This window comes from Sporosarcina sp. Y1004 (assembly GCF_057669665.1).
In genome coordinates this window covers 112,972-134,512 of the sequence record NZ_JBYHFQ010000003.1, presented here as the reverse complement: position 1 = coordinate 134,512, position 21,541 = coordinate 112,972, and the positions used below count along the sequence as shown (strand labels likewise).

24 protein-coding genes are annotated in these 21,541 nt (G+C 41.1%); 23 read left to right on the top strand and 1 reads right to left on the bottom strand.

Features of this window, described 5'->3' with window-relative positions:
- The first annotated feature begins 93 nt into the window (after positions 1 to 93).
- Positions 94 to 2,166, top strand: coding sequence for a type I DNA topoisomerase (gene topA, locus AC25Y6_RS03515; protein ID WP_488142075.1), 2,073 nt, complete (start codon positions 94 to 96; stop codon positions 2,164 to 2,166).
- Between the two features lie 114 nt (positions 2,167 to 2,280).
- Here topA and AC25Y6_RS03510 read toward each other — a convergent pair whose 3' ends face one another.
- Positions 2,281 to 2,517 (bottom strand): hypothetical protein, encoded by a 237-nt coding sequence (locus AC25Y6_RS03510; RefSeq protein ID WP_488142074.1) that lies wholly within the window; start codon positions 2,515 to 2,517, stop codon positions 2,281 to 2,283.
- Between the two features lie 136 nt (positions 2,518 to 2,653).
- On the opposite strand from AC25Y6_RS03510, the gene trmFO reads away from it, so the two are divergent.
- The 22 genes from trmFO (at position 2,654) to fliY (ending at position 21,529) form a co-directional block, all read left to right on the top strand.
- Positions 2,654 to 3,964: an FADH(2)-oxidizing methylenetetrahydrofolate--tRNA-(uracil(54)-C(5))-methyltransferase TrmFO gene (trmFO, locus tag AC25Y6_RS03505; RefSeq protein WP_488139374.1), complete on the top strand. Its 1,311-nt coding sequence runs from the start codon at positions 2,654 to 2,656 to the stop codon at positions 3,962 to 3,964.
- A 306-nt stretch (positions 3,965 to 4,270) separates the two neighbouring features.
- Positions 4,271 to 5,170, top strand: a complete 900-nt coding sequence (gene xerC, locus AC25Y6_RS03500) for a tyrosine recombinase XerC (protein ID WP_482100431.1) — start codon at positions 4,271 to 4,273, stop codon at positions 5,168 to 5,170.
- Between the two features lie 9 nt (positions 5,171 to 5,179).
- The gene (gene hslV, locus AC25Y6_RS03495) at positions 5,180 to 5,725 is read left to right on the top strand and encodes an ATP-dependent protease subunit HslV (protein ID WP_482100610.1); all 546 of its coding nucleotides are present in this window, start codon (positions 5,180 to 5,182) and stop codon (positions 5,723 to 5,725) included.
- Positions 5,725 to 7,122, top strand: coding sequence for an ATP-dependent protease ATPase subunit HslU (hslU, locus tag AC25Y6_RS03490; RefSeq protein WP_482100611.1), 1,398 nt, complete (start codon positions 5,725 to 5,727; stop codon positions 7,120 to 7,122). Before hslV ends, hslU begins: the two co-directional genes overlap by 1 nt.
- A gap of 85 nt (positions 7,123 to 7,207) precedes the next feature.
- Positions 7,208 to 7,984, top strand: a complete 777-nt coding sequence (gene codY / locus AC25Y6_RS03485) for a GTP-sensing pleiotropic transcriptional regulator CodY (protein WP_482100432.1) — start codon at positions 7,208 to 7,210, stop codon at positions 7,982 to 7,984.
- A 326-nt stretch (positions 7,985 to 8,310) separates the two neighbouring features.
- Positions 8,311 to 8,703, top strand: coding sequence for a flagellar basal body rod protein FlgB (flgB, locus tag AC25Y6_RS03480; RefSeq protein ID WP_488142073.1), 393 nt, complete (start codon positions 8,311 to 8,313; stop codon positions 8,701 to 8,703).
- Positions 8,704 to 8,705: 2 nt separating this feature from the next.
- Complete coding sequence (gene flgC, locus AC25Y6_RS03475) at positions 8,706 to 9,167, top strand: flagellar basal body rod protein FlgC (protein WP_488139372.1); 462 nt, start codon at positions 8,706 to 8,708, stop codon at positions 9,165 to 9,167.
- A 75-nt stretch (positions 9,168 to 9,242) separates the two neighbouring features.
- Positions 9,243 to 9,500: a flagellar hook-basal body complex protein FliE gene (fliE, locus tag AC25Y6_RS03470; protein WP_482100612.1), complete on the top strand. Its 258-nt coding sequence runs from the start codon at positions 9,243 to 9,245 to the stop codon at positions 9,498 to 9,500.
- A 62-nt stretch (positions 9,501 to 9,562) separates the two neighbouring features.
- On the top strand, positions 9,563 to 11,155 hold the full coding sequence (gene fliF, locus AC25Y6_RS03465; protein ID WP_488142072.1) for a flagellar basal-body MS-ring/collar protein FliF: 1,593 nt from the start codon (positions 9,563 to 9,565) through the stop codon (positions 11,153 to 11,155).
- Between the two features lie 14 nt (positions 11,156 to 11,169).
- On the top strand, positions 11,170 to 12,183 hold the full coding sequence (gene fliG, locus AC25Y6_RS03460) for a flagellar motor switch protein FliG (RefSeq protein WP_482100436.1): 1,014 nt from the start codon (positions 11,170 to 11,172) through the stop codon (positions 12,181 to 12,183).
- Positions 12,167 to 12,946: a flagellar assembly protein FliH gene (fliH, locus tag AC25Y6_RS03455; protein WP_488142071.1), complete on the top strand. Its 780-nt coding sequence runs from the start codon at positions 12,167 to 12,169 to the stop codon at positions 12,944 to 12,946. The genes fliG and fliH overlap by 17 nt, the downstream gene beginning before the upstream one ends.
- A gap of 2 nt (positions 12,947 to 12,948) precedes the next feature.
- Positions 12,949 to 14,280, top strand: a complete 1,332-nt coding sequence (gene fliI / locus AC25Y6_RS03450; protein ID WP_488142070.1) for a flagellar protein export ATPase FliI — start codon at positions 12,949 to 12,951, stop codon at positions 14,278 to 14,280.
- Positions 14,277 to 14,726, top strand: a complete 450-nt coding sequence (fliJ, locus tag AC25Y6_RS03445; RefSeq protein WP_482100438.1) for a flagellar export protein FliJ — start codon at positions 14,277 to 14,279, stop codon at positions 14,724 to 14,726. The genes fliI and fliJ overlap by 4 nt, the downstream gene beginning before the upstream one ends.
- 4 nt (positions 14,727 to 14,730) lie before the next feature.
- Positions 14,731 to 15,336 carry a MotE family protein gene (locus AC25Y6_RS03440; RefSeq protein ID WP_488142069.1) on the top strand — a complete coding sequence of 202 codons (606 nt, stop codon included), beginning with the start codon at positions 14,731 to 14,733 and terminating at the stop codon, positions 15,334 to 15,336.
- 39 nt (positions 15,337 to 15,375) lie between these two features.
- Positions 15,376 to 16,566, top strand: a complete 1,191-nt coding sequence (locus tag AC25Y6_RS03435) for a flagellar hook-length control protein FliK (RefSeq protein WP_488142068.1) — start codon at positions 15,376 to 15,378, stop codon at positions 16,564 to 16,566.
- A 3-nt stretch (positions 16,567 to 16,569) separates the two neighbouring features.
- Positions 16,570 to 17,217, top strand: coding sequence for a flagellar hook assembly protein FlgD (gene flgD / locus AC25Y6_RS03430; protein ID WP_488142067.1), 648 nt, complete (start codon positions 16,570 to 16,572; stop codon positions 17,215 to 17,217).
- A 27-nt stretch (positions 17,218 to 17,244) separates the two neighbouring features.
- A complete protein-coding gene (locus tag AC25Y6_RS03425; protein WP_488139364.1) occupies positions 17,245 to 17,625 on the top strand; it encodes a TIGR02530 family flagellar biosynthesis protein in 381 nt (126 codons plus the stop codon).
- An 86-nt stretch (positions 17,626 to 17,711) separates the two neighbouring features.
- Positions 17,712 to 18,587 (top strand): flagellar basal body rod protein FlgG, encoded by an 876-nt coding sequence (gene flgG, locus AC25Y6_RS03420; RefSeq protein ID WP_482100443.1) that lies wholly within the window; start codon positions 17,712 to 17,714, stop codon positions 18,585 to 18,587.
- Between the two features lie 83 nt (positions 18,588 to 18,670).
- Positions 18,671 to 18,892: a flagellar FlbD family protein gene (locus AC25Y6_RS03415; protein ID WP_488142066.1), complete on the top strand. Its 222-nt coding sequence runs from the start codon at positions 18,671 to 18,673 to the stop codon at positions 18,890 to 18,892.
- Positions 18,882 to 19,307 (top strand): flagellar basal body-associated protein FliL, encoded by a 426-nt coding sequence (fliL, locus tag AC25Y6_RS03410; RefSeq protein WP_488142065.1) that lies wholly within the window; start codon positions 18,882 to 18,884, stop codon positions 19,305 to 19,307. Before AC25Y6_RS03415 ends, fliL begins: the two co-directional genes overlap by 11 nt.
- Positions 19,308 to 19,353: 46 nt before the next feature.
- Complete coding sequence (gene fliM / locus AC25Y6_RS03405; protein WP_488142064.1) at positions 19,354 to 20,352, top strand: flagellar motor switch protein FliM; 999 nt, start codon at positions 19,354 to 19,356, stop codon at positions 20,350 to 20,352.
- A complete protein-coding gene (fliY, locus tag AC25Y6_RS03400) occupies positions 20,345 to 21,529 on the top strand; it encodes a flagellar motor switch phosphatase FliY (RefSeq protein WP_488142063.1) in 1,185 nt (394 codons plus the stop codon). Before fliM ends, fliY begins: the two co-directional genes overlap by 8 nt.
- The last annotated feature ends 12 nt before the right edge of the window (positions 21,530 to 21,541 follow it).

Here is a 21,541-nt window from a genome sequence, read left to right as displayed (position 1 = left end):
AAGTTTGCATTAATTCGAAATCTGGTATACATTTTGCAACAGATATTCTTTTGAGGAATAAATATGGAACCTCTTTAAGGAGGCAGACACTTAATGGCAGACTACCTAGTAATTGTAGAGTCACCCGCAAAGGCGAAAACGATCGAGCGTTATCTCGGAAAGAAATATAAAGTGCGTGCATCACTTGGTCACTTACGCGATTTACCGCGCAGCCAGATGGGTGTAGATACCGAAAATAATTATGAACCGAAGTACATTACGATCCGCGGCAAAGGCCCGATTCTTCAAGAATTGAAAAAAGAAGCTAAAAAAGCTAAAAAAATCTTTCTCGCAGCTGACCCAGATAGAGAAGGGGAAGCAATTGCTTGGCACTTAGCAAACCAACTTGGCGTAGATATTGAATCAGATTGCCGTGTTGTATTCAATGAAATAACAAAAGAAGCGATTAAAGAATCCTTTAAAAATCCACGTCCCATCGATATGGATCGCGTAGATGCTCAACAGGCACGTCGTATATTGGACCGCCTGGTAGGCTATAACATAAGTCCGATCCTTTGGAAGAAAGTTAAAAAAGGTCTTTCCGCAGGACGCGTTCAATCTGTAGCACTTCGTATGATTATCGATAGAGAAAATGAAATCAATGCGTTCGTACCTGAAGAGTATTGGAGTATTTCGGCTCAATTTGAAAAAGATGATACTTCATTTGAAGCGGAGTTTTTTGGCGATTCAAAGAAAAAAGTAAAACTGACAGACAAGAAACAAGTCGATGCCATTCTAAGTCAATTAGAAGGAGATAAATTCGATATTGGGAAAGTCGTGAAAAAAGAGCGCAAACGAAATCCGGCACTGCCGTTCACAACTTCGTCCTTGCAACAGGAAGCGGCTAGAAAGCTAAACTTCCGAGCGAAAAAGACAATGATGCTTGCCCAGCAACTATATGAAGGTATCAACCTCGGAAAAGAAGGACAAGTCGGTCTTATAACTTATATGAGAACTGACTCAACTAGAATTGCCGATAGTGCTAAAGAAGAAGCAAAATCATTCATCGAAACAATGTATGGAAAAGAGTTTGTTGCAACATCTAAGCCAGCAGCAAAAAGTACTGCAAAAACGCAGGACGCACACGAGGCGATACGCCCGACGTCAGTCATGCGACCACCAGCTGCAATGAAAACGGTGTTGTCCCGCGATCAACTGCGTCTCTATAAACTGATTTGGGAGCGACTTGTTGCTAGTCAGATGGCTCCAGCGGTACTTGATACAGTCGCTGTTGACCTTGTGAACGGTGAAGTCCGCTTCAGGGCAAATGGATCACAAGTGAAATTCCAAGGATTTATGAAAGTGTATGTTGAAGGTAATGACGATAAAGAAGAGGAGAAAGACCGTATCCTCCCGCCCCTCGAAGAAGGGGAACAAGTGAAGTTTACTGAAATTGACCCCAAACAGCACTTTACTCAACCGCCTCCGAGGTATTCGGAAGCAAGATTGGTTAAAACGCTTGAAGAGCAGGGAATAGGTCGTCCGTCCACGTACGCACCGACACTCGACACAATTCAAAAACGCGGATATGTGACACTGGATGCGAAGAGATTTATTCCGACAGAGCTTGGCGGGATAGTCCATCAGGCAGTAAATCAATACTTCCCAAATATTATTGACCTTGAATTTACAGCGCAAATGGAAAAAGAACTTGATAACGTTGAACATGGCCAGACAAAATGGGTCGAAGTAATTGATAATTTTTATGGGGATTTTGAAAAGCATGTGCAAGTTGCAGATGCTGAGATGGAAAAAATTGAAATCAAAGACGAGCCTGCAGGTGAAGATTGTGAGAAATGCGGTTCGGCTATGGTATACAAATTAGGCCGTTATGGGAAATTCATGGCATGTTCGAATTTTCCGGAATGCCGTAATACGAAAGCGATTATCAAACCCATCGGCGTCACTTGCCCAACTTGTAAAGAAGGACAGGTCGTCGAACGAAAAAGTAAAACGAAACGTATATTTTACGGATGCGATCAGTATCCCGAATGTGAATATGTTTCATGGGATAAGCCTGTTTCAAGACCTTGTCCAAAATGTGAAAACACGTTAGTTGAAAAGAAATCGAAAAAAGGCGTTCAGATTCAATGTACAGAATGTGACTACAAAGAAGATACGCAATAATAACGAAAAGTGGAAGGCGTCGTTTAGATGCGGCAGACATAAGACGGTCTGGCGGAGCAGCGTTCTTTGCTGCACAGCTGGAACGACTTATGACCGAGCATCTGACGCCTGGAGCTAGACAATAAGGAAAAGTGGAAGCGCCTGCTCAGAGGCGACAGGCATAAGACGGGCTGGCGAAGTAGCGTTTTTTGCTGCATAGCCAGGCTGCCTTATGACCCGAGCCTCTAGGCGCTGTAGCCTGGACAATAAAGAAAAGTGGAAGGCGTCGTCTACAAATGAACGCAGCCTAAGTGCGCCACTTCCTGTGGCAACAGCTGCATGACCTACATCCTGTAGGCCCGCGGTAGACATAAGACGGGCTGGCGAAGCAGCGCTCTTTGCTGCACAGCCAGAACGACGACGTACCGGTGAACTTTCCGGTATGCTTATGCCCGAGCATCTGACGCCTGGAACTCAACAATAACAACTTAGAAGAGAAGGTGAAGGTATGACACCCATCGTAAATGTGATAGGCGCAGGCCTCGCTGGGAGTGAGGCTGCATGGCAAATCGCCAGTCGTGGTGTAAATGTTCGTTTATATGAAATGCGTCCGGTAAAACAGACGCCAGCGCACCATACAGACAAATTTGCTGAACTGGTGTGCAGTAACTCACTGCGCGCAAACAATCTGACGAATGCAGTAGGTATTATTAAAGAAGAGATGAGAATGCTTGATTCACTGATTATTAGAGCGGCAGATGCTTGCTCGGTTCCTGCAGGGGGAGCATTGGCGGTTGACCGTCATGAATTTGCAGGAAAAGTAACAGAAACGATTCGAAATCATCCGCTCATCGAGGTTATTAATGAAGAAGTGACTGAACTACCAGAAGGCATTACTATCATTGCAACGGGTCCTTTGACGTCACCTGCACTAGCTGAAGAGATACGTAAACTAACAGGCGAAGACTATCTGTATTTCTACGACGCAGCAGCACCTATTATTGAAAAAGATTCAATTGATATGGATAAAGTATATTTGAAATCTAGATATGATAAAGGTGAAGCCGCTTATTTAAATTGTCCGATGAATGAGGAAGAGTTTGAACGATTTTATAATGCGCTTGTCGCAGCGGAAATCGTACCACTTAAGGAATTTGAGAAAGAGATTTATTTCGAAGGGTGTATGCCCGTTGAAGTAATCGCTCAAAGAGGTGCCAAAACACTTTTATTCGGTGCACTTAAACCAGTAGGGCTTGAACATCCGGAAACTGGAGAGCTTGCAAAAGCAGTTGTCCAGCTTCGTCAGGATGATGCGGCGGGTACATTATATAACATCGTGGGCTTTCAAACACATATGAAATGGGGCGCACAAAAGGAAGTTATCAATCTTATTCCTGGCTTGGAGAATGTTGAAATCGTTCGTTATGGTGTTATGCATCGGAACACTTTCATTAACTCACCCCGTGTGTTGGATGCGACTTATCAATTGAAAGCGAATCGTAATCTGTTTTTCGCAGGCCAAATGACTGGTGTAGAAGGTTACGTCGAATCGGCTGGTTCGGGACTCATAGCAGGTATGAATGCCGCCAATTTGGCACTTGGAAATGAACCTATCACTTTCCCACACGAAACAGCACTGGGTAGCATGGCGCGATACGTCACGGAAGCTAACCCGAATAATTTCCAACCGATGAACATTAACTTTGGTCTCTTCCCAGAACTTGATAAACGCGTTAAAACCAAAGTTGAAAGAGCAGAAAAGCACGCAGAGCGCGCTCTGAATGCAATTAGTGAATTTCAGACAGTCACACTAAGTTGATTTTAATTTATTAAGATTAGTGAAGTCATGGATGTGATCCGGGCTTCTTTTTTTGCGGATATGAACAAATTGTGTCTAAAAGTAGAACAAATTGCAAGAGGTCAGACATCTTGGTGATAGATAGTTGCCGAATTAACGATATTTATTGTATAGTGAATCGTGGATGACTTTTGAATTCCTTAAGAAGTCATTATTTTACGTCTATTCATCAATTTGCTATAGTGTTTTGTGTGAAGTGTGTTATTATTCAAATGACTCAGAATAGTTTATCAGCTTTAGGACTTTTTCATTCGAGGAGTGAAATGTATGACTGTACAACCTTCTATCATTCGTGATGAATACATTTCATATGTACGCCTGGAAAAAAACTATTCTTTTTATACAGTATTAGAGTATGAAAAAGATGTAGATGCATTTCTGTCCTTTCTAGAAGTTGAGGGGATAGCAGATTTAAATGATGTCACGTATCCCGAAGCAAGGCTTTATGCGACGGAACTTTATGACAAGGGTTTATCGAGAGCATCGATTTCCAGAAAAGTATCTTCAATCCGTTCATTCTTCAAGTTTGCGAATGCCAGATATGAGATTAATGATATTGCATTCCGTTCACTCCACCATCCGAAGAAGGAAGATAGACTTCCGGCTTTTTTTTATGAAGAAGAACTGGAGCTGTTATTTTCGTCTTGTGATGGGCAGGATAAGAAGTCATTGCGTGACTATGCACTCTTGGAATTACTTTATGCAACAGGCATACGCGTCAGTGAGCTAACTTCCATCAAGATACAGGATATAGATGACCATCTTGGCATCGTTCTGGTCATGGGAAAAGGTCGCAAAGAACGATATGTTCCGTTTGGTAGTTTTGCGCAATCCGCACTCGATGCTTATCGTGAGAAAAGCAGACTGGATTTGATGAAACAAAAAGAACATGACATGTTGTTCGTCAATTTGCGGGGCGATCCTTTGACTGACCGAGGTGTGCGTCATATCTTGAGCATGATGATGGAACGCGCATCACTCCACTCAAAGATTTATCCACATATGATTCGCCACTCTTTTGCAACTCATCTCTTGGCAGGAGGGGCTGACATGAGGACTGTTCAGGAACTTCTGGGACACAGTCACTTATCTTCAACGCAAGTGTATACACACATAACAAAAGAGCACTTAAGGAAAACATATATGAATACGCATCCGCGAGCATAGGAGGATGATCTGATGGAATTCCATGCAACTACAATTTTTGCAATTCGTCATAATGGTGTAAGTGCCATGTCGGGTGATGGGCAAGTAACAGTAGGAAATGCAGTCGTTATGAAGCATACGGCAAAAAAAGTACGTAGAATATTTGGCGGTAAAGTGTTGGCAGGCTTTGCGGGATCCGTAGCAGACGCTTTTACACTATTTGAATTATTCGAAGCAAAGCTAACCGAGTACAATGGGAATCTTCAACGGGCCTCAGTAGAACTTGCTAAAGAATGGCGGGGCGACCGGATTCTTCGTAAACTTGAAGCGATGTTGCTTGTCATGGATAGCGAAACATTACTTCTAGTGTCGGGTACTGGTGAAGTGATTGAACCGGATGATGGAATTTTAGCAATCGGTTCTGGTGGTCATTATGCACTTGCTGCCGGAAGAGCATTGAAAAAGTATAGCGGTCAATCACTGAACGCTGCTGAAATTGCACAAGCGGCGCTGGAGACGGCTGCAGAAATATGCGTCTTTACGAATGACCATATTATTGTGGAGGTGCTTGAATGATAAATAAAGTAGAGCTGACACCCAAAGAACTAACTGCGCATTTAGATAGATACATTATTGGGCAGGATAAAGCGAAGAGGGCAGTGGCTGTTGCAATTCGTAACAGATACAGAAGAAGTCTTTTATTGGATGAAGAGAAAAATGAAATCATTCCAAAAAACATACTAATGATTGGTCCGACCGGTGTTGGGAAGACTGAAATCGCTAGACGCATTGCGAAACTTGTCAATGCGCCGTTCCTAAAAGTTGAAGCTACAAAGTTTACAGAAGTTGGCTATGTCGGACGTGATGTTGAATCGATGATAAGAGATTTAACTGAAGCGGGTGTGCGGATTGTTCGGGAAGAACAACGCGAAGCTGTGAAAGAGAATGCATCTATCCTTGCCGAAGAGCGTCTCATTGAACTTCTCGTTCCGGAAAAAAAGAAAATGGGTAATATACAAAATCCCTTTGAAATGCTCTTCGGGCAAAAAACAGAACAAGAAGAGCCGGACTATGCAGAAATGGCCGATGTGAAGCGTAAACGTTCTGATATCGCCGCAAGCCTTAAAGCGGGTGAACTTGAAGAGCAAATGGTTACGATTGAAATTTCTGCTCAGCAGCCATCCATGTTTGACAGCTTGCAAGGCTCGGGTATGGAACAAATGGGTGCAAATATGCAAGATGCTCTTTCTTCACTTATGCCGAAAAAGACAGTGAAGCGGAATTTGAAAGTAAAAGACGCTCGTATTGCACTCGAAGCGGAAGAGGCTGACAAACTCATTGATACTGATGAAATCGCCCGGCGTGCTATTGAATTGACAGAGCAGTCAGGGATCATCTTCATTGATGAGATGGACAAAATCGCAAGTCGGGGTGGAGGTAGTTCTTCAGCTGATGTTTCACGAGAAGGTGTACAACGAGATATTTTACCAATCGTTGAAGGTTCTTCCGTCACTACTAAGTACGGAACTGTTAAAACAGACTTTATCCTATTCATTGCTGCGGGAGCTTTCCACATGTCAAAGCCCTCTGATATCATTCCAGAGCTGCAAGGCCGATTTCCAATCCGGGTTGAACTTGAAAAACTAACTAAAGATGATTTTATCCGTATTTTAAAAGAGCCAGACTTTTCATTAATCCGGCAATACGAAAAACTGCTTAATACAGAAGATGTCGTTTTAGACTTTACGGATGAAGCAATCAGTAGGCTTGCTGAAATCGCATTTGAAGTGAATGATTCGACAGAAAATATCGGAGCTAGACGCTTACATACGATTTTGGAGAAGTTACTTGAAGAATTATCGTTTGAAGCATCTGATATTGGACCTGCAACAATAAAAATAACACCTGCATATGTCGACGAAAAGTTGAAAGATATCGCAAAAAACAAAGATTTGTCACAATTTATCCTATAACGAAACGTATTAGTTTATTTAATGATTGAAAACCTTTAGAATATTCATTAAACGACAGCAATTACTTTGAGGAGGAAATATAAAAATGAATTTGTTATCAAAAACACGCGAAATTAACGCAATGCTACAAGAATCAGCAGGAAAACCGGTAAACTTTAAAGAAATGGCTGAAAAACTCAGCTTTGTAATCGAATGTAACGCTTTTATCGTTAGTAGAAAAGGGAAATTGCTAGGTCTAGAAATTCATCATAAAATTGACAACGAACGCATGAAACAAATGTTCATCGATCGCAAATTTCCTGAAGAATATACGAATCGCTTGTTTGACGTGAGAGAGACATCTTCTAACCTTGATGTCCACAATACTCATTCAGTATTCCCAAATGAAAACCGAGAATTATTCAAAGACGGTTTGACGACAATTGTACCTATCGTCGGTGGTGGTGAGCGCCTTGGTACGCTTATCCTCGCAAGACTTAAAGATGACTTCCAAGATGACGACTTGATTCTTGCAGAGTATGGAGCAACAGTCGTAGGTATGGAAATTTTACGTGAAAAATCTGAGAAAATCGAAATTGAAGCACGCAGTAAAGCAGTCGTTCAAATGGCAATCAGTTCACTTTCTTACAGTGAACACGAAGCTATCGAACACATCTTCCATGAGCTTGACGGTAACGAAGGTTTGCTAGTGGCATCTAAAATTGCAGATCGCGTGGGAATCACTCGCTCGGTTATCGTAAATGCTTTGCGTAAACTTGAAAGTGCCGGCGTCATCGAATCTCGTTCACTTGGTATGAAAGGAACTTATATTAAAGTTCTTAACAATAAATTCCTAGAAGAACTCGAAAAGCAAAAATCATAATTAACAATTAATTTTCAAGCACTTCTTTTGAAAAAAGAGAAGTGCTTTTTTATTTGCATTAAACAAGCGTGCATAAAGTGAGTATTGAATTCAGAAAATAAATAAATACATAGTACCCATTATTTTTGAACTATTATTATCCTCATAATGACTTATATATTGTAAATAGTGCTAAATGAACTAATGGTTATTAATCATATAGTGATAGACAAGAATCTACAAAATCCGCTACAATAGTAGTAGCTATATTAATACTAAAATATAATCAGAATTATAGAGATTAGCATCATACTATTGGGGAATATATAGATTAAGAGGTGAGAAGATTGAATTTATTTGGAACGATGATTTCGCAATTGGAACGGGGGTTAGAATATTCTGCTACAAAAGGAAAAGTAATCTCGCAAAATATAGCAAATGTTGACACGCCAAATTACAAAGCGAATGACGTCAGTTTTAAAGAAGTTTTCGATGAAGCGAGGGGTAATTCTCTAGAAGCCTACAGAACGGATAAAAGGCATATCGCTTTTAATACACCTACGACTCACCCCGGAGTTTTCAATTACTCAAATCTCCGCTATCGTCAAAATGGAAACGGTGTAGACATGGATAAAGAACAAGCAAATTTAGCATCGAATCAAATTTACTATAACGCGGTCGTCGATCGGATTAATGGGAAGTTTAGTACGTTACAAAACGTCATTAAAGGAGGTCGTTAACATTGACTATATTTCATAGTTTAAACACCTCGGCATCTGCATTAACTGCTCAACGTCTTAGGATGGATGTTATATCCTCCAATATGGCGAACGTAGATACAACACGCGGGAGAATGGTTGAGGGTGAATGGCAGCCCTACCGCCGTAAATCTGTTTCGTTTCAACCCCGGGAAGGACAGTTTTCGTCAATGTTGAATGCGGCAATGGGAAAACAGGTAAAAGGATCAGCGGGGTACGGTGTTACGGTTTCCACTATTAAAGAAGATACGGAAACGCCATTTAAGCTGGTTTTTGATCCATCTCACCCTGATGCGAATGAGGATGGGTATGTTTCGATGCCAAATGTTGACCCGTTACGTGAAATGATTGACCTAATGTCTGCGACACGTTCATATGAAGCGAATGTAACGGTTATTAATGCAAATAAATCTATGCTCATGAAAGCACTTGAAATCGGTAAATGATAGTTTAGGAAGGATGATAAAAGAATGGCGATACAATCTGTTTTCAATCCAGTGCAGTCAGCAGGACTTTTAAAAATGGATACCCAAATGAAGCCGACACCCAGTGAGGCGCAACAAAGCTTTGGGACTTTCTTGAAAGAGGCAATCCAAGAAGTAAATACGAAACAATATGAATCAGATTTGATGACAGAAAAACTTGTGCGTGGCGGAGATATTGAACTTCATGACGTCATGATAGCATCGCAGAAAGCATCGATTGCCTTAAATGCAACAATGGAAGTGCGGAATAAAGTAGTGGAAGCATATCAGGAAATTATCCGTATGCCTGTATGAATGAGTGACTCATTCAAATTAAGTTGGATTTTCGAATTCCGTAAGCTGACCGGAGGATTACAATGAATGAAAGATTGGCGAAAATCAGAGCTGATATTCAGACGTTCTGGTTAAGTCGTACAAAAAAACAAAAAATAACCTATTTCGGTTCTGCCGCTGCGGTTATTATTATCGCTGCTATACTGACTTTCTTCCTATCACGGACAGAATTTGTTCCTCTGTATTCTGAAGTATCCCAATCTGAAATTGGACGGATCAAGGAACAGTTAGATAGCCAAGGCGTGCCAAGTGAAATTGCGCCAGGTGGAACTTCAATACTCGTACCAAAAGAGCGGGTAGATGATTTACTGGTATCGCTTGCCGCGGAAGGATTTCCAAACTCAGGAATGATAGATTATTCCTTTTTTGCTGAAAATGCAGGATTTGGAACAACGGACAATGAGTTTAATATGATTAAACTCGCTTCAATGCAAACGGAACTAGCTAACCTGATTAAAGGAATAGCAGGTGTTAAAGATGCGAAAGTCATGATTACGTTGCCAACGGAAAGTGTTTTCTTAAATGAAAGCACTCAACAGGCTAGTGCATCAATTGTCCTAAATACAGATGCTGGTCATCAGTTTAGCGAACCGCAGATTACTGCGTTATATAACCTCGTATCGAAGAGTCTCCCAAATCTGTCAACGGACGATATTGTCATAACCAACCAGTATTTCGAATACTTCGACTTGAAGACTACTAATAATCCATCCGGACCAAGTATTGCAGATCAAATGTCGGTCAAAAAGACAATAGAACGTGATTTACAACGACAAGTGCAGATGATGCTCGGAACAATGATGGGACAGGATAAAATTGTGGTCTCCGTAACAACGGATATTGATTTTCAACTTGAAAATAGGGAAGAGAATCTTGTAACACCAGTCGATGAGGAGAGTATGGAAGGAATCGCGCTCAGCGTCCAGCGTCTCACGGAGTCATTTACAGGGAATGGGCCAGTTGCAGGTGGCACTCCTGAAGCAGAAGATCCAACAGATAACGGTACTGGGTTTGTGGAAGGTACATTTTCAAATGGAGATTATGAAAAGATAGAAGAAACGGTAAATAATGAAGTGAACCGAATCCGTAAAGAAATTGTTGAAAGTCCTTATAAAATTCGTGATATAGGAATTCAGGTCATGGTAGAACCGCCAGTAGCAGATGATGCAACATCCATGCCACCGGGTTTGCAAGAAGATGTCCAACGGATTCTTGAAACGATTATTAGAACGTCGATTGATAAAGAAGCGTCTGGTGATTTAACTGATGCAGAGTTGAATGACAAAATCGTTGTTTCTGTCCAACCCTTCAATGGCAAGATTACGGACTTCTCAGAGCCGAAAACTGTAATCCCTTGGTGGGTATATGTGATTGGTGTGTCATTGCTAGTTATCATCGCAATTCTTGTCTTTGCCTTCTTCCAAAAACGGAGAAGAGCCGAAGAACTGGAAGATGAACTAATTATCGAAGAACAACTTGTATCATTTGATGTAAATGACATAAACACAGAGCTTGAAACAGAAGGAACTGTCCGTAGAAAACAATTGGAGAAGATGGCAAAAGAAAAACCGGAAGAGTTTGCCAAACTATTGCGTACATGGATAGCCGAGGAATGACGGAGGGATAAATTGTGGTGAAAAAAGGCAAAGGGATGACAGGTAAGCAAAAAGCAGCACTCCTACTCATTTCCCTCGGTCCAGAAGTTTCAGCATCAATCTATAAGCATCTAAATGAAGATGAAATTGAACGACTGACACTAGAAATTTCAGGGGTTAAAAAAGTTGAATCATCGGTGAAGGAAGAAATTATCGAAGAGTTTCATAATATTGCGCTTGCACAGGATTATATTTCACAAGGCGGTATTGGTTATGCGAAGACAGTACTTGAAAAAGCGCTCGGCAAGGAACATGCACAAGCGATTATTAATCGTCTTACTTCATCTTTGCAAGTACGACCTTTTGATTTTGCCAGACGTGCCGATCCTTCACAGATATTAAATTTCATCCAAAACGAGCATCCACAAACAATCGCGCTCATTCTGTCTTATTTGGAGGCAGAACAAGCTGGAATGATTTTATCGTCATTACCGCAAGAAATGCAAGCAGATATAGCAAAGAGAATTGCGACGATGGATTCCACATCACCAGAAGTCATCAGTGAAATCGAAGCAGTGCTTGAACGTAAGCTCTCTTCAACTGTAACGCAGGATTATACGGAAACGGGTGGCATTGATGCCGTTGTTGAAGTACTGAATGGTGTTGACAGAACGACGGAGAAAACGATTCTGGATGCGCTTGAAATTCAAGATCCGGAATTAGCCGAAGAAATTCGTAAACGGATGTTTGTCTTTGAAGATATCGTTACACTGGATAACCGTTCGATTCAGCGTATCGTACGTGATTGTGAAAATGAAGATTTAATCCTATCATTGAAAGTTTCAAGTGAAGAAGTGAAGGATATTCTCTACAGGAATATGTCACAACGGATGGCAGAATCATTCCAAGAAGAAATGGAAGTCATGGGACCTGTCCGTTTGAAAGATGTGGAAGAAGCACAATCACGTATTGTTGGCATTATACGTAGGCTCGAGGAGTCAGGTGAAATCATTATCGCGCGTGGTGGAGGAGATGACATCATTGTCTAATGTATTTCGATCGTTTAATACGATACTGGAAGATGGAGAAATGAAAGAAATTTCCATTCGTAGTCTGACTGTTTCGCAGGAAGCCAGCACGATAGTAGAACCATCATTAGATGAAGTGCTAGCAGAACGTGACCGCTTGTTAAAAGAAGCAAGTAAAGCGAATGAAGTTGAAAAAGCGTCGATTGAACAATTAAGACAAACCGCCACTGAAGATATAGCATCAATGCAAAAAGCATGGCAGAACGAGAAAACCGAGCTGCAGCAACAAGCATATGAAGAAGGTTTCCAAGTTGGATATGAGGAAGGGCACAACAAATCTATATCAGATATAGCTGCCTCTATTGAGACCGCAAATCGAGTCACGGAGTTATCAGATGATAACGCGCGCCAATATCTAGTTAGCCAGGAACGTGTCATTCTCGATTTAGCAATGCTGTCCGCCGAAAGAATTATCGGCCAGTCGCTTGAGGATGATAAAGAAAAGTATTTATCCGTTATTAAAAGAGCTTTGAAAGAGACACGGGAAATGAAAGAAATTAAATTATACGTTTCTCTCGACTATTTTGAACTTGTTTCGGAGAATCGTTCTGAACTTGCATCTATATTTCCGCCCAATGTGCCTTTTCTTATATTTTCAAATGAGGATTTTGAATCTGCAGATTGCTATATTGAAACAAACCACGGACGAATTGTTGTAAGCATTGATGAACAATTGAATGAACTTAGGGAAAAACTCATCGAAATCCTAGAAAGTGGTGTTTGAAGATGAGAAAAGCGGAGGAACTAATTGAATTCATTCCAAATGTGAAGACCTTCAAGAAACTTGGTCGCGTTGTCCGTGTAGTCGGTTTAATGATTGAGTCACAAGGACCTGAAAGCTCAATTGGTGATGTTTGCCATATTCATTTGAACACTTCTGGAAAAGGTACCTCGATTATTAAAGCGGAAGTCGTCGGATTCAAGGAGGAAATCGTCATCCTGATGCCTTATACAAACATTCGCGATATTTCAAGCGGCTGCCTTGTTGAAAGCTTCGGAAAACCACTCGAAATCAAGGTTGGGATGAACCTTGTAGGAAAAGTACTCGATTCAATGGGGAATCCGATTGACAATAGCATCCTTCCAAAAGGGCTGACAACTGTCAGAACAGAACAGGATCCACCGAATGCGTTAACTCGCCCACCTATCAATGAAAAACTTGCTGTTGGTGTCAAAGCGATTGATGGTATGTTAACCGTTGGAAAAGGGCAGCGTGTCGGAATTTTTGCAGGTTCCGGCGTTGGTAAAAGTACTCTGCTTGGCATGATTGCCCGCAATACGACAGCTGACCTAAACGTCATCGCACTCATCGGTGAGCGGGGACGTGAAGTTCGGGAATTCATCGAACGTGACCTAGGACCTGAAGGAATGAGCCGATCGATTGTTGTAGCGACAACTTCTGATCAGCCTGCACTCATGCGTATTAAAGGAGCGTTCACAGCTACCGCAATCGCCGAGTATTTCCGTGACAAAGGAATGAACGTCATGCTGATGATGGATTCCGTAACACGGGTTGCAATGGCACAAAGGGAAATAGGGCTTGCTGTCGGAGAACCACCCGCTACGCGCGGTTACACCCCTTCTGTTTTTGCGATATTACCTAAATTATTAGAGCGAACGGGTACGAATGAGTTCGGTTCTATAACAGCGTTCTATACAGTTCTCGTCGATGGCGATGATATGAATGAGCCTATTGCTGATGCGGTACGGGGAATTCTTGATGGTCATATTGTGCTTGACCGAACACTCGCCAACAAAGGGCAATATCCTGCTATCAATGTCTTAAAAAGCGTAAGTCGGCTTATGAACCATATTGCAGATGAAGAACATGTAAAAGCAGCAGAAAAACTGCGTGATCTTTATTATACATACGATAAATCCGAGGATTTGATCAATATCGGTGCCTATAAACGGGGAACATCGAATGAAATCGATCGTGCAATTGAATTTGAGCCACTTATTACGAACTTTTTAAAACAAGGGTATAAAGATAATATCTCAATGGAAGACAGCATAGCGGAACTCGTTTCTCTTGGCACTGGAGGTGGGAATGTATGAAACCTTATCTCTACCGCTTCGAAAAGGTCTTGACGTTCCGTGAACAAGAAAAAACAGAAACTGAAGTAGAGTTTAAAGGTGCAGTTGAGGCATTTGAAACAGTTGCTACCAAATTATACGAATTACTGAAGAAGAAAGAAGATATTCTCGTAGAGCAGCAGGTAAAGATGGCAGCTGGATTTTCAATTAATGAAATTCATCACTATGCAAGATTCATTTCCAGTTTAGAGAAAAGGACTGCAGAAATGCAACAACAAGTCATGCAAGCCCGCTCGAAAATGAACTGGTATGAGAATAAACTTTTGGAAAAAACGCTTGAGGTGCGAAAGTTTGAAAAAATGAAAGAAAAAGATCGTGAACATCATCGCGCTGAAATGGAACAGCTAGAAGCAATTCAGCTTGATGAATTGTCGACGCTGAAGTTCCGGAGAAGAGAAAACGGGTGATTATATGGCGAAAAAAACGAAACGAAAAGTAGAACAATCTAACGTCGAAAAAGAAAAAAGTGCCGGGATATTTCAAGTACTCTTGTTATGGGTGCTTATCCCGCTCCTGTTTGTTACGGCAGTGGGTTTAATCATAGCAACTGTTTTTGACGTTAATGTTTTTGATAAGGCAAAAGGATTGACGGAAAACCTTCCCTTTATTGCTGAAAAGAAAAATGAAAATCCAGACACAGGGAATTTAGTCCTTGAAGAGCGGCTTGTCACAATGCAAGCTGAAATTCAAGAGAAAGAAGCACAACTATTCAAAGTCCAGACAGACTTGGATACATCATCTGATGAAATTGAGAAATTACTGATTGAACAGGAGAAACTGCTTGATGAAATTGCCGTACTCGTTCGTGAAGAAGATGACTCCAAACGAAATTTCAAAGAGATTGTGACAACTTTTGAACAGATGTCGTCAAAATCTGCTGCCCCTGTCATTACAAAAATGAGTGATGCAGAAGCTATTCGGATTTTAATTGGCTTAAAACCGGATACCCTTGCTGGAATCCTTGAAAAAATGTCACCTGATGATGCTGCAAAATACACCACAATGATGACTAAATAGTAGACGTTTTCACCGATAGTATTGAAGGGAGGTGAATAAGTGAACATCGCAACACTACAAGCAATGAACGGAATGAAGCTCCAAACAGTGTCGAATAATGCACAACCAGTGAAGTCGGCTACAAATTCATTTGGTTCAATTTTTAGCAGTATAGCTGGAAAAGTTCCATCAGATGAAGTTATAAACTCTGAAGGAAATGACAGTAACGTACCCACCGAATCAATAATGGCGATTTTTGACGCGACATCACTCAAAGAGCTCGATACAGCTGCAAAGGGTTTAATAGATGATGAAAATGCAGATTCGACCAGTAAACTAGACTCGATTACCAACTTGGGTAATTTGGAGGAGCTTGCAAACTTGCTCGAATTAGACCCAAAACAGCTGATGGAAAGTATGCTTTTACTATTAGAAAAAGCAGGACTTAGCGAAGCTGATTTGTCAGCAGTGTCCAGTACGACTGATTTATGGGCAATAGTAAATGCCGTTGACATTGTGGCTCCACAGTTTTTCAACCAATTGACGGACGCACTTGAAGGAAAAGGTGGTATACCGCAAAGACAGGCGGTTGAACTTTTAACGTTGTTAAAAACAGTAGAACTCGCCGCACCAAAAACCGATTTGCTCATGAAGCAGGAACAACTTGTTTTCTCGTTTCAAGGCTACTTGGGAACAGCAAATAAGCATTTCGAAGAAAATGAAAACTCTGCAAAAAATGCAAAAAACGGCATAGCACAGTTGATGGAATCCAAGCATATCGGACAATTTGTCATTCAAGCAGAAAAAGGAGAACTTTTAACTACTGAGGAAAGCCGCAATAACTTGAAAAATGAGACCTTATTACGAGAAATGCAAAATATATTTAAACGTTCAAACTTTGGTCAGACAGGTGGAACGAATCGTTTACTCATCAAACTGTATCCTGAGCAGCTTGGACAAGTCCGAATTGAGTTACTTCAGACGAACGGTGTCATGACAGCAAGAATACTTGCATCAACGGCACTCGGTAAAGAAATGCTGGACAGTCAGTTGCATCAGCTTAGAAGCGCATTCCTACAGCAGAATTTGCAAGTGGAACGTATCGACATATCCCAGGCCCTGCAAGATACAGCTAAGAACGATCGAGAGCATGCATTCAACCAGCAAGAAACTAAAGATGAAGACAAACATGAACAAAACGGAGACGAAGTGATGTCATTCCAGGAATATATGATTGAGTTGGAGGTGTAAAGAATGATTGATGAACAACAACCCATTTCAAGTTCGATGTATTTGGTCAATAAGAAACGGGATGAGCGAAAAACAGGAGAAGGTGTCATGGGTAAAGATGACTTCATGAAATTATTAATCGCTCAACTGCAAAATCAAGACCCTACGAATCCCATGAAGGATAATGAGTTTATTGCACAGATGGCCCAGTTTTCTTCACTTGAACAGACAATGAATTTAACGAAGTCCTTTGATAAATTTGCTGAAGCGCAAAATCAATCACAACTGATCCAATACAACAGTTTTGTCGGTAAAAGTATTAAATGGCATGAGATGTCGGAGAAGGTCGGTGAAGATGGCAAGCCGATTGTCAATGAAGGAACAGGATTGATTAATTCCGTGAAGTTTGTTAATGGTTCGGCGGTCTTTACGATGCAGGATGGAAAAGAACTGACACCAGGAAATATATCAGAAGTGCTCGCAGGGTCAGGAAATTCTAATAGTTTAGTCGAAGCTAGCATGTTAATCGGTAAAACGGTCGGTTATTCGGTTGGTGAAGAAGAGAAGACAGGGACAGTCGTATCCGTTTCCAATAAAGAAGGGAAACTGCAATATATTTTAAACGACGGAAACAGGATTGATGGAAATAGTTTTACGTCGATAAGCCAATAAGCCAATTAGATAGAACGGAGCGATTGTATGGACAATATGAACATTCATCGCATTCCATCGCAGCCACTCATACGCCAAGGACAACCGCTACCAACTGTGCAAAGCCCAAAACAATCATTTTTAGAACATCTGAACAAAGCGGTACAACCTGCTGAACTTAAAATCAGTAAACACGCATCAGATCGTCTAGCGGAACGAAATATTCATATTTCGGATGCTGAATGGGCACATGTCACTGAAAAGGTAAACGAAGCGAAGATGAAGGGAATCAAAGAATCGCTTGTATTGATGGATCAGGCAGCTCTTATTGTCAGTGCGAAAAATTCAACAGTCATAACAGCGATGGATCGCATGGAAGCGAAAGATCAACTATTTACAAATATCGACGGCACAATCGTACTGAGTTAATACCGGCAGGACCTTAATGGATGCCGATTGCCGCTGACTGATAGATGCGGCTACACTTTTTTACAAACGAGAGGGGAAAAATATAAATGTTACGTTCAATGTACTCAGGAATCTCAGGTCTACGAAACTTTCAGACGAAGCTTGATGTAATTGGTAATAATATTTCGAATGTCAATACTTATGGGTTTAAAAAAGGACGGACGGTTTTTAAGGATTTGATTTCACAGACAGTTGCCGGGGCTTCAGGACCTGGAGATACACGAGGGGGAGTTAACCCAAAACAAGTAGGACTTGGATCGCAAATAGCTACTATTGATACACTTCATACACCGGGTTCGACACAGTTTACTGGAAACACATTGGATTTAGCGATGTCTGGAGACGGATTTTTCCAAGTAGGCCAAAAAAATGCTTCAAACGGTATTGATAATATTCAATATACAAGAGCAGGAAACTTTTATATGGATGAGGTAGGGGCTTTAGTAAACTCGGATGGTCAATACGTTGTTGGAATCCCTGCTGTAAATGGCCAAGACCCCGTGATCAGTACTACGGGAACGCCACCATCTGTTGCAGAAACTACCTTAGGAACGATTACTATTCCCACAACGGCTAAGAGCATGAGTGTTGGTCAAGATGGAAAAGTCTCATATGTAGACGATACTGGTGCACTGAAATATGCGGGAACTTTGATATTAGCAAAATTCCCTAACCCAGGTGGATTGGACAAAAACGGTGGGAATAACTTCAATAATTCTCCTAACTCTGGGACAGCCATTTTAAATACGGCCAGTTCTTCAGGTATTGGAACAATCAACTCAGGTTTCCTAGAAATGTCTAACGTCGATCTTGCCGAAGAATTCACTGAAATGATTGTCGCACAACGTGGCTTCCAAGCAAACACGCGTATCATAACAACTTCCGATGAAATTCTGCAGGAACTCGTTAACTTGAAACGATAAGCAACGTTATTAATCATTTAACCTAACATAGCTTTATTAGAAAAGGAGGGTCGGGCCGGCTCTTGCAGCCCGGCCCCTTACATATGATACAAGTTACTCGACTAAATGGGAGTACGTTCACTTTGAACGCACTTTACATAGAAAGAATTGAGTCGTTTCCAGACACGACAATTACCCTAACGACAGGGGCAAAGTATGTGGTACTCGATGCGGCTGATGAAGTAAACAGCCGGATTGGCGAATTTTATAAGGCGGTCCAGTTGTTATCAAATCCGCATACACGAGGTGTAGAAAATGAAGAATAAAATACTGACAGTATCCTTAATCATATTAGTTTGTATTACATTACTCGGCGTTGTTGCTCTCATACTAGTTATGCAGCTAAATAAAGGTGATGAAGTGAAAGAGCCCACCATTGATGAGGTTATCGAATCATCGGTCGATATTGAAGAAATTACAACAAATCTGGGTGACCGACAATTTATCCGTCTCACTTTAAAAATTCAAACGGAAAATAAAGATGCAGCAGAAGAGCTTTCTAAAAGGGATTTTCAAGTAAAAAACATTGTCATCCAAGAACTTTCTGAAATGACGGAGAAAGACCTTGAGGGGAAAATAGGGAAAATGTCGTTTGAGGACGCATTGAAATCCCAACTTAATCCCCTTATGCAAGAGGGGAAAGTTGTGAAAGTCTATATCGTATCTTATATCATTCAATAACGAATGATTATTAGTACACTAAATTCAGAAGCCGGGAGGTGACCGTATGTCCGGGGATATATTATCCCAAAACGAAATCGATGCTTTATTATCCGCGATTTCGACAGGGGAAATGTCTGCAGAAGACATGAAGAAGGAAGATGAGACTCGAAAAGTTAAAGTGTATGATTTTAAACGTGCCCTGCGATTTTCCAAAGATCAGATTCGCAGTTTAACTAGGATTCACGAAAACTTTGCAAGACTTTTGACGACTTACTTTTCAGCACAATTACGAACGTATGTCCAAATAAATGTCGCGTCGGTCGATCAGATTCCGTTTGAGGAATTTATTCGTTCAATCCCGAATATGACATTAATTAATATTTTTGAAGTTCCACCCCTGGATGGTAATATTCTAATGGAAGTGAATCCAAACATTGCCTATACGATGCTAGACCGCCTGATGGGAGGAGTTGGAGCTAGCCCAGGAAAGGTTGATAATCTGACTGAAATTGAATTGAAGATTATGACGAATCTTTTTGAACGTTCTTTTGATAACTTACGTGAAGCGTGGTCCGGAATCATTGATATCGATCCCTTTCTTACAGAGATTGAAGTGAATCCGCAATTCCTCCAAATGATATCGCCAAACGAAACGGTCGTTGTCATTTCCTTTAATATTATTATTGGGGAATCTAGCGGTATGATTAACATTTGTATTCCACATGTTGTTTTGGAGCCAATCGTTCCACAACTATCAGTCCGTTATTTTATGCAGTCCAATAAAAAAGAGCCGACCCCAGAGCAAAGTGTAGTCCTCGAAAACAGATTGAAAAAGGCTCCGCTGTCCGTTATTGCTGAGCTTGGGGTTGGTGAAATGTCAGTTGAAGATTTTCTATATCTCCAATTAGGGGATGTCATTAAGTTAGATAGTAAGATTGATGATCCGCTCATTATCAAAATCGGTGAAGTACCCAAATTCACAGCACAGCCAGGGCATCTGAAAAACCGTATGGCTGTTCAGATAATTGATTTGAAGATTAGAGGGGATGAAGATGATGAGTGATAATATTCTTTCGCAGGAAGAAATTGAAGCGTTGTTACGAGGGGAACCATTACCGAATAGTGAGTCTGTGGTTGAACCGGAAAAAGGTGTGATAACCGAAGACTATCTGGATGCAATGGAGCAGGATGCACTTGGTGAAATTGGTAATATCTCCTTCGGAAGTTCAGCGACGGCATTATCTGCATTACTTGGACAAAAAGTTGAAATTACGACACCAACTATTTCAGTAGTTAGTAAGGAAGAATTAGAAGCGGAGTTCATCCATCCGTATGTTGCCGTCAAAGTGGACTATACAGTAGGGCTTAGTGGGATGAACCTACTTGTTATCAAACTGAGTGATGCAGCTATTATCGCAGATCTGATGTTGGGAGGCGACGGTTCCGAGCCAAATATGGATCTTGGAGAAATCCATTTAAGTGCCGTTCAAGAAGCCATGAATCAGATGATGGGCTCAGCTGCCACATCGATGTCTACCTTGTTTAATAAAAAAGTTGATATTTCTCCCCCGTCAATTGATTTGATGAATGTCTTGGAAAACAAGGGCCGGGAATTAATTCCGAAAGACGATTTATTGATAAAAGTATCCTTTACACTTAAAGTAGGCTCGTTAATCGATTCGAAGATCATGCAATTACTTCCACTTGGGTTTGGAAAGAATTTAGTTGCCTCGCTCATGGGCGGGGATGTTGAGGAAGAAACCGCTGCAGTTGCAGAAATGGCTCCTCCTAAGCTGCAACAACCTTCTTCCCCTATTCAGCAAGAGTCATATCAAAGCATGGAACAACCCGCTTATGAAGCACAATATGGACAAGCCGTATCGCAACAGCAAATGCCTATGCGCGAGCAACAGCCTCAAGTGCAAGTTCAGCAGGCGCAGTTTGCTAGTTTTGATAGTCCCACATTGAAAAGTTCGGAAACGAATAACTTGAATATGCTTTTGGACATTCCTCTGCAAGTTACGGTTGAGCTGGGAAGAACAAAACGTTCTGTTAAAGAGATTTTGGAGATGTCGAGCGGTTCTATTATAGAACTAGACAAACTTGCTGGCGAGCCGGTTGATATTTTAGTAAATAATCGACATATCGCAAAAGGTGAAGTTGTCGTAATCGACGAAAACTTCGGTGTGCGAATTACAGATATTTTAAGCCAAACAGATCGTTTGAATAATTTAAGATAACTTACAGGGGGT